The organism is Gilliamella sp. Imp1-1 (assembly GCF_001690415.1).
In the GTDB taxonomy this organism is placed as follows: Bacteria; Pseudomonadota; Gammaproteobacteria; order Enterobacterales; family Orbaceae; genus Gilliamella; species Gilliamella bombi.
On the sequence record NZ_LZHK01000130.1, the window covers coordinates 1 to 16,061 of the forward strand.

At 34.5% G+C, this 16,061-nt stretch carries 14 protein-coding genes; 4 read left to right on the forward strand and 10 right to left on the reverse strand.

The features are described from left to right. The 4 genes from A9G38_RS10560 to trxA all read right to left on the reverse strand — a co-directional run. Positions 1-160 (reverse strand): transposase (locus tag A9G38_RS10560; protein WP_141671777.1); only part of this gene is annotated, 160 nt, incomplete at its 3' end. A 117-nt stretch (positions 161-277) separates the two neighbouring features. Then, positions 278-1,693, reverse strand: coding sequence for an NADP-dependent phosphogluconate dehydrogenase (gndA, locus tag A9G38_RS10565; RefSeq protein ID WP_034910475.1), 1,416 nt, complete (start codon positions 1,691-1,693; stop codon positions 278-280). 172 nt (positions 1,694-1,865) lie between these two features. Further along, positions 1,866-3,128: a transcription termination factor Rho gene (gene rho, locus A9G38_RS10570; RefSeq protein WP_034910472.1), complete on the reverse strand. Its 1,263-nt coding sequence runs from the start codon at positions 3,126-3,128 to the stop codon at positions 1,866-1,868. A 362-nt stretch (positions 3,129-3,490) separates the two neighbouring features. Then, the gene (gene trxA / locus A9G38_RS10575; RefSeq protein ID WP_034910470.1) at positions 3,491-3,817 is read right to left on the reverse strand and encodes a thioredoxin TrxA; all 327 of its coding nucleotides are present in this window, start codon (positions 3,815-3,817) and stop codon (positions 3,491-3,493) included. A gap of 150 nt (positions 3,818-3,967) precedes the next feature. On the opposite strand from trxA, the gene rhlB reads away from it, so the two are divergent. Beyond that, positions 3,968-5,197: an ATP-dependent RNA helicase RhlB gene (gene rhlB / locus A9G38_RS10580; protein WP_051634157.1), complete on the forward strand. Its 1,230-nt coding sequence runs from the start codon at positions 3,968-3,970 to the stop codon at positions 5,195-5,197. A 153-nt stretch (positions 5,198-5,350) separates the two neighbouring features. Here the strand turns inward: rhlB and A9G38_RS10585 are convergent, their stop codons facing one another. After that, complete coding sequence (locus tag A9G38_RS10585) at positions 5,351-5,977, reverse strand: TfoX/Sxy family DNA transformation protein (RefSeq protein ID WP_034910468.1); 627 nt, start codon at positions 5,975-5,977, stop codon at positions 5,351-5,353. Between the two features lie 389 nt (positions 5,978-6,366). On the opposite strand from A9G38_RS10585, the gene A9G38_RS10590 reads away from it, so the two are divergent. Then, the gene (locus A9G38_RS10590; RefSeq protein WP_176713261.1) at positions 6,367-6,927 is read left to right on the forward strand and encodes a hypothetical protein; all 561 of its coding nucleotides are present in this window, start codon (positions 6,367-6,369) and stop codon (positions 6,925-6,927) included. A gap of 6 nt (positions 6,928-6,933) precedes the next feature. On the opposite strand, the gene glnB is transcribed toward A9G38_RS10590, so the two are convergent. Continuing rightward, positions 6,934-7,272 (reverse strand): nitrogen regulatory protein P-II, encoded by a 339-nt coding sequence (gene glnB, locus A9G38_RS10595; RefSeq protein ID WP_034910467.1) that lies wholly within the window; start codon positions 7,270-7,272, stop codon positions 6,934-6,936. A 24-nt stretch (positions 7,273-7,296) separates the two neighbouring features. After that, positions 7,297-8,901 carry an NAD+ synthase gene (locus tag A9G38_RS10600; RefSeq protein ID WP_034910495.1) on the reverse strand — a complete coding sequence of 535 codons (1,605 nt, stop codon included), beginning with the start codon at positions 8,899-8,901 and terminating at the stop codon, positions 7,297-7,299. Between the two features lie 120 nt (positions 8,902-9,021). On the opposite strand from A9G38_RS10600, the gene aroB reads away from it, so the two are divergent. Continuing rightward, positions 9,022-10,101 (forward strand): 3-dehydroquinate synthase, encoded by a 1,080-nt coding sequence (aroB, locus tag A9G38_RS10605; protein WP_034910466.1) that lies wholly within the window; start codon positions 9,022-9,024, stop codon positions 10,099-10,101. Positions 10,102-10,345: 244 nt separating this feature from the next. After that, positions 10,346-10,600, forward strand: coding sequence for a hypothetical protein (locus tag A9G38_RS10610; protein WP_051634155.1), 255 nt, complete (start codon positions 10,346-10,348; stop codon positions 10,598-10,600). Between the two features lie 317 nt (positions 10,601-10,917). Here the strand turns inward: A9G38_RS10610 and A9G38_RS10615 are convergent, their stop codons facing one another. From A9G38_RS10615 to dnaE, 3 genes are all read right to left on the reverse strand, one after another. Further along, positions 10,918-11,286 (reverse strand): diacylglycerol kinase, encoded by a 369-nt coding sequence (locus A9G38_RS10615; RefSeq protein WP_034910464.1) that lies wholly within the window; start codon positions 11,284-11,286, stop codon positions 10,918-10,920. Positions 11,287-11,307: 21 nt separating this feature from the next. Then, positions 11,308-12,267, reverse strand: a complete 960-nt coding sequence (gene accA, locus A9G38_RS10620) for an acetyl-CoA carboxylase carboxyl transferase subunit alpha (RefSeq protein WP_034910462.1) — start codon at positions 12,265-12,267, stop codon at positions 11,308-11,310. A 244-nt stretch (positions 12,268-12,511) separates the two neighbouring features. Continuing rightward, positions 12,512-15,991 (reverse strand): DNA polymerase III subunit alpha, encoded by a 3,480-nt coding sequence (gene dnaE, locus A9G38_RS10625; RefSeq protein ID WP_034910459.1) that lies wholly within the window; start codon positions 15,989-15,991, stop codon positions 12,512-12,514. Positions 15,992-16,061 lie beyond the last annotated feature (70 nt).

Sequence of the window (16,061 nt, forward strand, 5' to 3'; positions counted from 1 at the left end):
ACTCTTCTGGCAAATCTCGCCAAGGAATACCGGTTCTCATTCGGAAAAGGATCCCTTCAAACGTCATCCGATGCTCGGATTTATTATAAACTCGGCCGGTATTTTTCATTATTTGTAGTAGCTTTTCCCACCGTTTATCTGTTAGCATTGTTCTTGGCATGATGAATCGAGTTAGGGTTGTTTTTGGCTGAATTATTATAACTCACATCATGCCGTCTAAAAAATAATCATGAAAGATCAACACGCCCTAGTAAAATAAGGTTACAAATTGAAAATATTAAGATTCAATATTTAACCAATCAGTATGAAACACACCTTCTTTATCAATACGCTCATAGGTATGAGCACCAAAATAATCCCGCTGTGCTTGAATCAAATTAGCTGGTAATACCGCTGATCGATAACTATCATAATAAGCAATCGCAGCTGAAAGTGTAGGAACTGCAATACCTTGTTGCACCGCTAAAGATACCACATCACGCAATGATTGTTGGTAAGCCTCGACCGTTTGATTAAAATAAGGCGCTAACAATAAATTATCAATCTCATTATTATCGGCATAAGCATCAGTAATTTTTTGAAGAAACTGTGCACGAATAATACACCCTGCTCTAAAAATCTTAGCTATTTCACCATAATTTAAATTCCATTGATATTTATGAGAAGCGGCTTTTAGCTGTGCAAAACCTTGTGCATAAGAGATAATTTTACCCATATACAGTGCTTTACGGACTTTTTCTATGAGCTCCTGCTTATCACCACTATAAGGCGCTTTTTGAGGACCTTTTAACACTTTTGCTGCCGCAACTCGCTGATCTTTAATTGCTGATAGATAACGAGCAAATACAGACTCAGTGATTAAAGATAAAGGCTCACCCAAATCTAAAGCACTTTGGCTAGTCCATTTACCTGTACCTTTATTGCCTGCCGCATCTAAAATCACATCAATTAAATAATTACCGTTTTCGTCTTTATGCTTAAAGATATCAGCGGTAATTTCGATTAAATAACTGTCTAACTCGCCTTTATTCCAATCTGTAAACACCTCAGCAAGTTCATCATTAGTTAAACCAACAGCATGTTTTAATACCGAATAGCTTTCAGCTATCAGTTGCATATCGCCATACTCAATGCCGTTATGAGCCATTTTTACATAATGACCAGCACCATTTGGACCTATATAAGCAACACAAGGCTCACCATTAGCCTTAGCTGCAATCTTCTCTAATATTGGTGCAACTAATTCATAAGCCTCTTTTTGCCCACCAGGCATAATTGATGGACCTTTTAGCGCTCCCTCTTCGCCACCTGAAACACCAGTACCAATAAAGTTAAATCCTTCTGCTAACAATGTTTTGTTTCGACGAATTGTATCTTCAAAATAGGCATTCCCGCCATCGATAATAATATCACCTTTATCTAAAAGTGGACGCAACTCATCAATTACCGCATCGGTACCTTTACCTGCTTGCACCATAATCAGGATACGGCGTGGTTTTTCTAAAGAATTGACAAAATCTTCAATTGTATAATAAGGAACCAATTTCTTATCAGAATGTTCGGCCATGACTTGTTCTGTTTTATCTTTAGAGCGATTATAAATAGCAACAGAAAATCCTCGACTTTCAATATTGAGCGCAAGATTTCGCCCCATAACTGCCATTCCAATAACACCGATTTGTTGTTTTGACATGATTTGGCTCCTTTATTAAACCTCTATAACCTTAACCATAAGGTTTTAACAACACCTAAAACTTAATTAAGTTTTATAAATTACGCTATATTTTGCCATAAAAAAAGCCGTATCAGAATACAATACGGCTCTTTTTCATGACTTTAATGATATTTACTATCAACTGAATAAATCATGAACGTTTCATCATTTCGAAAAACTCATCATTGGTTTTAGTCATGGCAAGTTTATCGATCAAGAACTCCATTGCATCAGTCTCACCCATTGGGTTAAGAATTTTGCGTAAAATCCACATTTTTTGTAGTTCGTCAGGCGAAGTCATTAGATCTTCTTTACGTGTACCAGAACGATTAAAGTCAATAGCAGGGAACACACGACGTTCAGCAATTTTACGAGATAAATGGACTTCCATATTACCTGTACCTTTAAACTCTTCATAGATAACTTCATCCATTTTAGAGCCAGTATCGATCAATGCTGTTGCAATAATTGTTAAGCTACCACCTTCTTCCACATTACGTGCAGCACCAAAAAAGCGTTTTGGACGATGTAATGCATTCGCATCCACACCACCAGTCAATACTTTACCTGATGAAGGTACAACTGTATTGTATGCACGAGCTAAACGTGTGATCGAATCTAATAAAATAATCACATCTTTTTTATGTTCAACCAAACGTTTTGCGCGTTCAATAACCATTTCAGCAACTTGAACATGTCTTGCTGCTGGTTCATCGAATGTCGATGCAACAACTTCACCTTTAACTAGACGCTGCATTTCGGTCACTTCTTCGGGACGCTCATCAATCATTAATACAACTAACTCGCATTCAGGATGATTAACCGCTAAGCTTTGTGCAATATTTTGTAAAAGCATTGTTTTACCTGCTTTTGGTGGTGCAACAATCAAGCCACGTTGACCTTTACCAATTGGTGATGCTAAATCAAGAACTCTTGCGGTGATATCTTCGGTAGAACCGTTACCTCGTTCCATTCGTAAGCGAGAATTTGGATGAAGTGGAGTTAAGTTTTCGAAAAGAATTTTATTGCGGGCATCTTCTGGTTTATCGTGATTTACTTCATTTACTTTTAATAAAGCAAAATATCGTTCACCTTCTTTTGGCGGACGGATTTTACCTGCAATGGTATCACCAGTCCTTAAATTAAATCGTCGAATCTGACTTGGTGATACATAAATATCATCAGGACCAGCTAAATAAGAGCTATCGGCTGAACGTAAAAAGCCAAATCCATCTTGCAAAATTTCCAGTACGCCATCACCAAAAATATCTTCACCACTTTTGGCATGTTGTTTTAAGATTGCAAAAATAATGTCTTGTTTTCTAAGTCGAGCAAGATTTTCAAGCCCCATCTTTTTTTCTCCAAGCGCTACAAGCTCGGAAACAGAAGTGTTTTTTAATTCAGTTAAATTCATAATGTTAAAAATTCTTGAGGATAAAATTGATATGTTTGCAATTTAATATTATTTTTGTTTAATTGTTTAATTTGCTTATAAAAAGCTCTCTTACAACACTTAATTTCAATCGATTGCTAAGCTTTTGATGATAATTAAACATTTGAATATAGAATTTCACCACTTTACCAATAAAAACAATGAATTGCAGAAAGGGATACATGTAAGAGAAGCACAGATTACACTAAAATTATTAATTTGTCTATATTTAATTGAATATAACTATTATAAATTAATAAATCTAGTAAAATTAAAGACACAACAAAAGAGTAATGTAAAATTCATTACTCTATTAACCATATTATAAAAACATAAAGTAATTATTACAATTGAGGATCAATAAAATCTCTAAGTTGAGCTTTAGATAAAGCTCCTACTTGAGTGGCAGCTACTTGTCCGTTTTTGAAAATCAATAAAGTAGGAATACCTCGTATACCAAATTTAGGTGCTATATTGGGATTTTCTTCAATATTCAATTTGGCAATAACTATCTTATCGCTATATTCTTGAGCTATTTCTTCCAAAATCGGAGCAACCATTTTACAAGGCCCACACCATGAAGCCCAAAAATCAACGAGTACTGGTTTCGATGATTCATTAACTACTTTATCAAAAGTTGCTTCTGATAACTGAACGATATTATCACTCATTTTTGTCTCCTACAATTTTACTTTTTACCATAATAGATTACTTTGAATTTCTCTACTAGCAATTAGTATAATAGGATATAATTATTAGTGATGTCACTATATTTAGTGTGTTATAATCTTACAATTCTGATAATTATATTCACAACAATAATGATTCAATCATATCTTACCAAAACAACTTTTAGCCAATTTCCTCTTCATCCTTCAGTGTTAAAAGCACTTGAAAAAAAAGGATTTGTTTATTGCACACCAATTCAAGAAAAGACATTACCGCTAACCACTAACGGAATGGATATTGCTGGGCAAGGACAAACAGGAACAGGCAAAACCATGGCGTTTTTAGCATCAACATTTAATCACTTGTTGAATCATGAGCCTTTATCTGATCACAGAATAAATCAACCAAGAGCAATAATTATTGCCCCTACACGCGAATTAGTTGTACAAATATACCATGACGCTGAACGGCTATCTGAAGAAACAGGATTAAAATTAGGATTAGCTTTTGGTGGTGATGGCTATGATAAACAATTAAAAATGCTTTCCACAGGGGTCGATATTTTAATTGCCACAACAGGACGATTGATTGATTATGCAAAGCAAAATTATATTAATTTAGACGCAATTCAAGTTGTCGTATTAGACGAAGCCGATCGCATGTTTGATTTAGGATTTATCCGTGACATACGTTGGGTTTTCAAACATATGACACCACCACAAAAAAGATTAACCATGTTGTTTTCTGCAACATTAACACACAACGTGCGTGAATTAGCCTTTGAGCATATGAATAATCCTCAGTATATTGAAGTTGAACCAGAACAAAAAATTGGGCATCGCATTAAAGAAGAACTATTTTTCCCATCTAACGAAGATAAATTAGCACTTTTACAAACACTAATTGAGGAAGAATGGCCTGATCGTTGCATTGTGTTTGCTAATACCAAAGTAACTTGCGAAAAGATTTGGCGGCACCTTATCGCTGATGGTCATCGTGTTGGATTATTAACTGGTGATATTGCTCAGAAAAAACGTTTATCAATTTTAGAACAATTTACCCAAGGTCATCTTGATATTTTAGTTGCTACCGATGTCGCAGCCAGAGGATTACATATACCTAATGTTACTCACGTTTTTAATTATGATCTGCCTGATGATTGTGATGATTATCGTCATCGAATTGGAAGAACAGGGCGTGCAGGAGCTGGAGGTTACTCAATTTCATTAGCCTGTGAACGTTATTCACAAAATTTACCTGCTATTGAAAAAGCAATTGATCATGCTATTCCTGTTAGTCAATATGATCCTTCTGCGCTACTGGTTGATTTGCCTCATCCCAAACCATTTAGACGTCCACCACGTAGAAAACCATCAAATTGACTAAACTAAATAGTAGATAGAAAACATAAATAATATCAACCATAAAAAATTATCTAAAAATGTAATTATACTTCATCGTAAAGCATTTTTAGATAACTGTTATTATTATGGTGATATTATTATAAGTACTTTGATCAACATAGCCAGTCAAAATTATTCTTTATATGAGTCATTATCCATCTGGTTTAAAAAACATTGATATTCGAGTTCAATTTCTTTTTTAGTCTCCTTGGACAAGGTTGCAACATGAAAACGATGTAAAGAACTATATAAAACAAACAATATATTAATGGAAATGGCCTCTTTTTTTTGTTTTATTTTATAATATGCGTTCAAATAACCTACCTTTTGAAAGGTATCAACATCTTTAATTCCAACACTACACAATAACCTTTCTAACGACAAAGTCATATTTGGCAACTCTTTTATCCGCTTTGCTTTGATTTCGTTTTTTTCATATTGCTCTTTTTTAGTATACTTTATCACCATCTGTACCATAGAAAACAGTTTTTCATGATCCTTAAAAAGTTCATTACCTACCTTATAATAATCAAGCAATTTAGTAGACATGCCTGTCGTTATACTTAATGGCTGCATACCCAAATCAATAAAAAGTGAACGATAATCTGGATGCCCTCTTAAATAAAAGCTTTTTTGGGTAACCCAACCAAACATTATATCTTTACTATTAACACTAAATCCTCCAAAAAACGTTTTAATTGAAATATCTTCAACGTCAGAAAGCTCTGTTAAAATTCGATTTGCAAATGTTGAGCACATAATTAATTTCCATCTAAACTTTATTGAGTAACTGAAGTAACTTACTAGTTAATCTAAATTATAGTTATTTTATATTCAAACTATTTCTAAATTAATACATAAATATGCGATCTGCATTCCATATATAAATATAAAATACATTATTACTTGATAAATTATATTTTTGTGAAATTAAATTAATTTTTGTAAAGAGTTTTAGCAAAGAAAGACAAAGCTAAATAGTTAGAAAAAAAGAAAATAGCTTTAACATTGTTATTCTGTCGTAATAATTATACAATCACGGGGTCATTAATTTTGGTACCTAAATTTTGCCTAATCGAATCAATATGATAAAAAACATCATTACTCTATTTTTTATATTTTATTCTTTTATCGCATCAGCCGATAAAGTGCCATTGATTGATTCGTTAATGCTTTGCAACTCTGATTTTTTTAAAGAAGTTTATAGTAATAAAAATGAACTAGAAAAATATACTAATATAAAAGTTTTTAATAAAAATCAAGCCAATATTGTTATTGAAAATCGCTCTGATATAACTAAAAACTACGTTTATTTCAAAACTCCTATGACTTATAAAAACCTAACAATCATTGGCTATTATGATAGTGCCATGGATCTTGGCAAAATGGGAAAATATTATTTCTGGGGATTTATAATCGATAATGATATTAATCAAATCAAAGATGCTTTGAATTTTGTAGATTGGAAAAATATGGAAGATAACCTACTGTATATCGCAAATCCAAAGATTCGTAATATTAATGACGATCTCCAAACTTGGCATAAAAATACCGGAACTGTTGTCGGTGTTAAAACCATTCCAGCTCCAGATACCACCGAAAAACTGCTATTACTCGAAAAAAGCCCAAATATGAACCTTCTTATTTGTTCTATTCAAGGTATTGTGACTTCTGAGCTTCTCAAACAAGAACGACCTGACATTCAGTAATTTAAACTAAATCGCAGATTCATCCATTTCGCCAGTTCGAATACGAATGACTTGTTCAACGTTATAAACAAAAATTTTGCCATCACCAATTTTACCAGTTTGTGCTGTCTTCATAATAGTCTCAATACACATTTCTAAAATATCATCAGACACAATAAGTTCAATTTTCACCTTCGGCAGAAAATCAACCATATATTCCGCACCGCGATAAAGTTCAGTATGCCCCTTTTGACGACCAAAACCTTTAACTTCAGTAACTGTCATACCTGTAATACCTTGATCAGCAAGTGCCTCTCGAATATCATCTAATTTAAATGGTTTAATAATAGCTTCAATCTTTTTCATATTTAATTTACCTTTAATTCAAGATCACCAATTTTTAAATCCGAAAGCAGAAGTAATAGGATAACGGCGACCTTTGCCAAAGTTACGAGCTGTTATTTTCGGACCGACCGCTGATTGGCGACGTTTATACTCATTTATATCAACCAATTTAATAACACGCCTTACAGTTGCTTCATCATAACCTTGCTCAATAAGTTGTTCAACGGAAAGATCAAGTTCGACATAACCTTTCAAAATTCCATCTAAAATATCATAAGGCGGTAAACTGTCTTCATCTTTTTGATCTGGAGCCAACTCTGCTGATGGAGGGCGAGTGATCACTCTTTCAGGAATAACATAAGAACGAGTATTCCGATATTTTGACAATGCAAAAACCATGGTTTTAGGCACATCTTTCAGAACATCAAACCCACCAGCCATATCGCCATAAAGAGTTGCATAACCTACCGACATTTCACTTTTATTACCCGTTGTCAGCACCAGCCTGCGCCGTTTATTTGATAGTGCCATTAAAACAACACCACGACAACGTGCTTGAAGATTTTCTTCAGTAGTATCTTTTGGCGTACCAACAAACATTGGACTTAACGATGCCATAAACGCATCAAACATTGGCTCAATCGAAATAATATCAAATTCAACCCCTAATATTTCAGCTTCTTCTTTGGCATCAGCAATACTAATATCAGCAGTATAACGAAATGGCATCATCACTGCCTGAACTTTATCTTTCCCTAGCGCATCAACTGCAATAGCAAGGGTTAAAGCTGAATCAATCCCTCCAGACAGTCCTAATACTGCACCTTGAAAGCCATTTTTAGTAACATAATCGCGAGTCGCAAGTACCAATGCATCATAAACTGAAGCTAATTGATCATTTTCATTATTATCAATTATCGCCTGATGATTTACACCATATTCAAAAGAAGAAATTTGCTCCTCAAATGATTTTAGCTGACAAACAATTTCACCAAGCTCATTACAAACAAATGATCCGCCATCAAACACCAGCTCGTCTTGACCACCCACTTGATTAACATAAATGAAAGGTAAACCTGTTCGTTTAACATGCTGTTTAACTAACTCTCGACGATTTTTCTGCTTGTCGCAGTCATAAGGCGAAGCGTTAATAGCCACAACAAAATCAGCCTGAGCCTTATGGATATTATCAACTGGTTCAAATTGCCAAAGATCTTCACAAATTAGTAAACCAATCCTTTTACCTTTAAAATCAACTACGCAAGTTTGATTGTCAGCCGTAAAGTAACGCTTTTCATCAAATACATCATAATTAGGTAATCGCTGTTTATGATAGCGAGCTAGCAATTCGCCATCATGAAAAAATGAAAGAGCATTATAAATATTTTGATCTTGCCAATGTGGATGTCCAACAATAACTGCACAGTGCCGACTCGCTTGTTGAATCAACGATAATGCTTTTTGGCAACGAGCTTTAAAATCAGAACGAAAAATTAAATCTTCAGGTGGATAACCGCATAAAGCAAGTTCTGAAAAAATAATGAGATCATCGGAGGAGTGGCTATTTATCAATTCAATAATCTGCTGAACGTTCCCTTCAATGTCGCCCACACACCAATTTTTTTGTGCTAAAACAATAGATAAAGACATATAAAATTTAATATCACAAATCAAAATTATCAATAAGTTTAAATGATTCTAAGTTGCACTGCCACTTTTTTATCGCTAACATGCAACAATAAATCCACTTTGACTTGTCTGGAAATTAATATGCAAAAAACATTAAATGTAGCGCTAGCTAAACGCAGTTATCCAATCACAATTGGTGAAAATCTACTAAGTGAATTTCAACATTTTAAACTCCAAGCAGGACAACGCGTACTCATTGCGACCAATGAAACCATAGCCCCACTTTATTTACAAACACTAATTGATATGCTTGAAAAGCATGGTGTAAAAACCGATTCAGTTGTTGTTCCCGATGGTGAAAAATATAAGACCATGGAAACATGGAATAGCATTTTGACAACGTTACTGGCAAACAATCATACTCGCAGTAGTATACTTATAGCACTAGGTGGAGGTGTGATTGGTGACATTGCAGGATTTGCCGCTTCAGCTTATCAACGTGGAATTAAGTTTATTCAAGTGCCGACAACGCTATTATCACAGGTTGATTCCTCGGTAGGAGGTAAAACAGCGATTAATCACCCACTGGGTAAAAATATGATTGGTGCATTTTATCAACCACAGTCTGTAGTGATTGATCTTAGTTGTTTAAAAACATTACCACAAAGAGAGCTTTCGGCTGGACTTGCCGAAGTTATAAAATACGGCATTATTTTAGATGCTAAATTTTTTGATTGGCTTGAAGAACACATCAACGATTTACTAAACCTAGATGTTAATGCATTAAGCTACTGTATTTACCATTGCTGTGAACTCAAAGCACAAGTGGTTGCTGCTGACGAAACAGAACAAAACATGCGAGCAATCTTAAATCTTGGTCACACTTATGGGCATGCCATAGAAGCAGAACTAGGCTATGGAAATTGGCTACATGGCGAAGCTGTCAGTGTTGGTATGCTAATGGCTGCACAAACAGCCAAACTACTTGGTAAATTGGATCAAACTGATATTGAACGAATTAAGAACTTATTAATTCGCGCTAAACTACCTGTTAACAGACCCAAAAAAATGTCAATTGAATCTTATCTGCCACATATGTTACGAGACAAAAAAGTATTATCTGGGCAATTAAGGCTTGTTATACCAACTAAAATTGGTCATGCTGAAGTGATAGATGGTATTGATAAAGATATGGTAATTCAGTCTATACAATTAACTTAATCTATAATTGATAACCAATAGTTGCATCATTTACATATAAAAATTAAACGTCTGGTTAAAGTCGGAAAGTCCATTGAAGTTAAATTAAGGCGACAAGCTAAACGCTATAACAAAACCTATCTGGGTAAATGCTATAGTTGATGCCAAACGTTTACCTTTATCTTTGCTTAAAAACGAAACCAAACAAAAAATGCGAGAGTATTTATTTGTCGGTCAGTATTGATGATTTTTCACATGAACTTTTATGCAGGCATTTACCCCAATAAATCCCGATTTAATTCAGCACTATTTATATAAACAATGTGTTAACCCAATATCCTTTATCATTGAATGTATTTATTCCAAGAATGGACATGAATATCAAGGCACTGGTGAAGAGCTATTTGTTAAAACGTGTAACAACCATCGTATCCATCAAGAATTCACGAAACTAGCCTGTCCACAAACGAATGGGAAAGCTCAAAAGAGTGATACGAACTTTAATGGAAATGTAGAATAATCAGAAAATATTTAGCCATTAAAAAGATAGAAAACACAATATTAAACGATTTATTAGCTATTATAATACAATTAAACCCCATAAAGCGATTTCGAAAAAAACGCCTTATAAGTTTTTAGAGGATTATTTTAACCATAAAGTGTAAATAACCCTGTATTTTCCTACAAAAGCGTTGTTATTTTTATTTTCCAGCGTAATTATAATAATATTTTTATAAATTTTTATTGGAAAACCAATCCTATTCTAGTTTAAGAATAGTTTTTTGCGATTAAACTATTGTCAAAAACTTTCAGGAAAACCTACGTTTAAATCAAAAATCATGATGAAAAATGACAAGAAAATAGATAAATCCACAAAATAATAGTCAATAATAACGACAAAAATACCGCCGCCGAGCCGTAATCCTTTGCTCGGCCAGATAAATCATGCCTTTCAGAGCCAATACGATCAACTACACACTCAATTGCACTATTTATTAACTCAGTAATCATCACCACTCCAATTGAACCAAGTAGCAAAATACGCTCATAAATAGAGAAATCAATTAGCATTACAACAATATAAGCCACAACTAATAGAATTAACTCTTGGCGAAATGCAGCTTCATGTTTGATCGCCGATTTTAAGCCTTTTAAAGAATATTTTGTTGCTTTAAGGATACGTAGTAAGCCTGTCGATTTTTTCATTACAATATTCCAAATTTAAAATTACCTTACGTAGCCATAGTTCATCAAGCGTTGATATCTTCTTTCTAGTAATACAGATAAATCCATACTTTCAAGTTCATCAAGATCACTAAGTAACTGTGTTTTGAGTGAATTAGATACAACAGCATAATCACGGTGGGCACCGCCCAGTGGCTCAGGTATAATCGAATCAATAAGATTCAATTTTAGTAATTTATCTGCAGTCATATTCATAGCTTCAGCTGCAACTGGTGCTTTATCAGCACTTTTCCATAAAATCGAAGCACAACCTTCTGGCGATATAACAGAGTAAGTACTATATTGAAGCATATTAACTTTATCGGCAACCCCAATAGCAAGAGCGCCCCCAGAGCCTCCCTCTCCAATTACTGTACAAATAGTTGGTACTTTAAGACGTGACATTTCTCTTAAATTACGAGCAATAGCTTCTGCTTGCCCTCGCTCTTCGGCACCAATACCGGGATAAGCACCTGGAGTATCAATAAAAGTGATAATCGGTAATTTAAAACGCTCCGCTAATTGCATTAATCGTAAAGCTTTACGATACCCTTCTGGAGCGGGCATACCAAAGTTCCGGTAAATTTTCTGTTTTGTTTCTCGACCTTTTTGATGCCCAATAACCACCACAGATCTTCCATCAATACGAGCTATTCCACCAACAATTGCTTTGTCATCGGCATAAGCCCTATCACCAGCTAATTCATCAAAATCAGTAAAAATTTCTTTCAGATAATCCAATGTATAAGGACGATTTGGATGTCTAGCTAGTTGCGCAATTTCCCAGGGAGTTAAATTAGCAAATATTTTTTTTGTTAATTCACGACTTTTTTTATGTAATTGCTTAATCTCTTTATCTAAATTAATATCTAATTCAACTTGTTGCGAATCAATATTCTTTAAGGAATTAATTTTTGCTTCTAATTCCGCTATCGGCTTTTCAAATTCCAAAAAATTGTTCATAACGCTTGTAATTGCCTCTTAATTTATTTGGTATTTTAAAAAAATACACATCTAATACAGTATACTGGCTAATTTTTAAAATAAAATTAATCCAATTCTACTATGTAATACTCATTGAAGTCACCTAAATTTATATTATTAGACTTCAACTATTCAAAATGTTATACCACTTACATTTAATTAAAGTAACATTATTTAATAAATTTAATTAATCAACCAGACTACTATTAATAAGTTTGTTTTCTTATTCAAACTCAAATTCAATACGATCTATGCCAATAAGTGTCTTTAATTCAATAATCAGAGCGTCCTCTGGAATAACCCTCCATGTCGTACCGAATTGAATCCTAACAACCGAATCATCCCGGTGATAATATAAGCTAACAGGCACACTACCATGACGATAAGGTTCTAAAAGTTGTTGTAAACGTTGCAATATTGCTTGATTTGCTTCGCTTTCAGTTAATGTAATAGACAATCCTTTTACATATTTAGTACGGGCATCTTTTAGATCAACAATATCTCGCACTGACATTTTAAAACCACCATTAAAATCATCATTACTAACTTGGCCTGTAACAATTAAGATCTTATCTTTTACGAGTAAATGTCCAAAATTTTCCAAAGATTCCGCAAAAAGCATACCATCAATACGACCTGAACGATCATCTAAAGTAAACAAGCCAATTTTTTTACCTTTTTTAGTAATTCGAGTCCTAGCATCAGTAACAATACCAGCAAAAGTAACTGTTTTTCCCCAGCCTGTCGGAGATGCTTCACTAATTCGCAATCCACCAGTATAACGATTTAATTCTTTTAAATATTGCGTTACAGGATGCCCTGTTAAATAAAGCCCTAAAGCTTCACGTTCTCCATCAAGCAAAACTTGATCGGGTAATTCAGGTACCGCAGCATAAGCATGCTCAACTTGTTCAGGTTCTTCCGCTAAGACTCCAAACATATCTTCTTGACCAATATCTTGAGCTTTTGCATATTGATCCGCTGCCTGCATTGCATCATTAATACTATGCAAAATAGCTGCTCTGTGAGGGCCTAATTTATCAAATGCCCCTGCCATAGTAAGTTTTTCAAGTACACGGCGGTTGATCTTTTTCATATCTGTTCGAGCACAAAGTTCGAATATATTTTTAAAATATCCACCACTATTACGTGCTTCAACAATTGCCTCAATAGGACCTTCACCGACACCCTTTATAGCCCCAATCCCATAAACAATCTCACCTTTATCATTCACATGAAAATGATAAAGACCACTATTAATATCTGGTGGATTAACCTTTAATCCCATCCGTAAGCATTCATCAACCAAACCGACAATTTTATCAGTATTATCCATATCGGCAGTCATAACTGCAGCCATAAATTCTGCTGGATAGTGAGTTTTTAACCATAATGTTTGATAAGAAACAAGCGCATAAGCTGCTGAATGAGATTTATTAAAACCATAACCGGCAAATTTTTCCACTAAATCAAAAATGCGCATGGAAAGCTCACCATCGATACCTTGCTTTTCGGCACCTTCTTTAAAAACAGAGCGTTGCTTTGCCATTTCCTCAGGTTTTTTCTTCCCCATAGCTCGACGTAATAAATCCGCACCACCTAATGTATAACCCGACAAAGTCTGAGCAATTTGCATAACTTGTTCTTGGTACAAAATAATACCGTATGTTGGTTCTAAGATAGGTTTTAATGATTCATGTTGATATTTAATATCAGGATAGGACACTTCTTCTCTGCCATGTTTACGGTCAATAAAGTTGTCTACCATACCTGATTGTAACGGACCTGGTCTAAATAAGGCAACTAAAGCGATCATATCCTCAAAACAGTCAGGTTTTAATCGCCTTATTAAGTCTTTCATACCTCGAGATTCAAGTTGGAACACAGCTGTTGTTTCGGCTTTCAATAACAAATCAAATGACGCCTGATCATCGAGAGGAATTCGAGTAATATCGATAGGTTTATTTCCTTCTCTTAACTGACGTTCATTAATCATTTTGATTGCCCAATCAATAATGGTTAATGTCCTTAGTCCTAAAAAGTCAAATTTAACAAGGCCTGCATATTCAACATCATTTTTATCAAACTGGGTTACTGGGTGATTTCCTTCTGGATCACAATAAATTGGCGAAAAATCTGTAATCTTAGTTGGTGAAATTACAACGCCCCCAGCATGCTTACCTGCATTTCTAGTTACACCTTCTAATTGACGTGCGATATCAATTAATGATTTAATTTCTTCATTATTATCGTATAACTCCTGAAGTTGAGGCTCAACTTCAAAAGCTTTAACCAATGTCATTCCCGGATCTAAGGGAATTAATTTGGAAATCCGATCAACAAAGCCATAAGGATGTCCAAGTACTCGGCCAACATCCCTGATTACTGCTTTAGCCGCCATAGTTCCAAAAGTAATAATCTGAGAGACTGCATCACGACCATACATATCAGCAACATGATCAATTACTAGATCTCGCTTTTCCATACAAAAGTCAACATCAAAATCAGGCATTGAAACACGTTCTGGATTCAAAAATCGTTCAAAAAGTAAGTCAAACGCCAGTGGGTCTAAATCGGTAATTTTTAAAGCATACGCAACTAGTGAACCCGCACCTGAACCACGCCCAGGTCCGACGGGAATATCATTATCTTTCGACCATTGAATAAATTCCATAACGATTAGAAAGTATCCAGGAAAACCCATTTGATTAATAACTGTTAATTCTGTTTCTAAACGCTCATCATATTCAGGTCTTCTTTGTTTTCTAACTTCTGGATCGGGAAATAAAAACTCAAGTCTTTCTTCTAAACCTTCACGCGATTTATGCACTAAGAAATCTTCTGTCGACATATCACCAGTAGGAAATTTAGGTAAAAAATATTCACCTAACCGAATGGTTACATTACAGCGCTTTGCTATTTCAACACTATTTTCAAGCGCTTCTGGTATGTCAGAGAATAGTTCACACATTTCCTGTTCAGATCGTAAATACTGCTCTGCTGAGTAATTTTTAGGTCGAGAGGGATCTTCAAGTGTATTCCCATCATGAATAGCAACACGAATTTCGTGAGCCTCAAAATCTGAAGATTTTAAAAAGTGAACATCATTAGAAGCAACCACGGGTAATTGATACTGTTCAGCTAATCTTACTGCACTATGAATAAATAGCTCTTCATTGATTCGTTTAGTCCGTACTAACTCAAAATAAAAATGCTCATTAAAATTTTCAAGGTAAAAATTAATAGCATGCTCAATAATACTTTGATTATTGCGAACGATACCGATACCAATATCACTTTCACGTCCAGCTAATACAATTAACCCTTCTCGATGCTCAATTAACCACTCATTATCAACAACAGGCAAATCTCCAATGTATCCTCGCTGATAAGCTTTAGAAATTAATAAAGTAAGATTTTGATATCCCCGATTATTAGCAGCTAACAGAGTTAAACGATAAATATCATCAGGCAATTGAGAACTTCTAATAGCGAGATCTGCACCAATGATGGGTTTAATACCTTTTGACATTGCTGAGCCGTAAAACTTAACCAGTCCACAAAGATTAGTAAAATCAGTGATTGCAAATGCAGGCATCTGCAACTTGCTCATTTCATTTACTAATGCACCTACCTTAGCAATTCCATCAATCATAGAGAAATCACTATGCAAATGAAGATGAATAAATTTTGGTTCTGCCATAATTACCAGAAATGAAGCTATAAAATTGGCTTTGAATTATAACATAAGCAAGAAGAATATTCTTATTCTC

What these genes read in the sequence shown, in the direction of transcription:
- dnaE (WP_034910459.1), bottom strand. Translation starts at nt 15,991, where the DNA reads ATGGCAGAACCAAAATTTATTCATCTTCATTTGCATAGTGATTTCTCT.
- A9G38_RS10610 (WP_051634155.1), top strand. Translation starts at nt 10,346, where the DNA reads ATGCAGGCATTTACCCCAATAAATCCCGATTTAATTCAGCACTATTTA.
- A9G38_RS10600 (WP_034910495.1), bottom strand. Translation starts at nt 8,901, where the DNA reads ATGTCTTTATCTATTGTTTTAGCACAAAAAAATTGGTGTGTGGGCGAC.
- A9G38_RS10585 (WP_034910468.1), bottom strand. Translation starts at nt 5,977, where the DNA reads ATGTGCTCAACATTTGCAAATCGAATTTTAACAGAGCTTTCTGACGTT.
- trxA (WP_034910470.1), bottom strand. Translation starts at nt 3,817, where the DNA reads ATGAGTGATAATATCGTTCAGTTATCAGAAGCAACTTTTGATAAAGTA.
- glnB (WP_034910467.1), bottom strand. Translation starts at nt 7,272, where the DNA reads ATGAAAAAGATTGAAGCTATTATTAAACCATTTAAATTAGATGATATT.
- A9G38_RS10615 (WP_034910464.1), bottom strand. Translation starts at nt 11,286, where the DNA reads ATGAAAAAATCGACAGGCTTACTACGTATCCTTAAAGCAACAAAATAT.
- gndA (WP_034910475.1), bottom strand. Translation starts at nt 1,693, where the DNA reads ATGTCAAAACAACAAATCGGTGTTATTGGAATGGCAGTTATGGGGCGA.
- accA (WP_034910462.1), bottom strand. Translation starts at nt 12,267, where the DNA reads ATGAACAATTTTTTGGAATTTGAAAAGCCGATAGCGGAATTAGAAGCA.
- rhlB (WP_051634157.1), top strand. Translation starts at nt 3,968, where the DNA reads ATGATTCAATCATATCTTACCAAAACAACTTTTAGCCAATTTCCTCTT.
- aroB (WP_034910466.1), top strand. Translation starts at nt 9,022, where the DNA reads ATGCAAAAAACATTAAATGTAGCGCTAGCTAAACGCAGTTATCCAATC.
- rho (WP_034910472.1), bottom strand. Translation starts at nt 3,128, where the DNA reads ATGAATTTAACTGAATTAAAAAACACTTCTGTTTCCGAGCTTGTAGCG.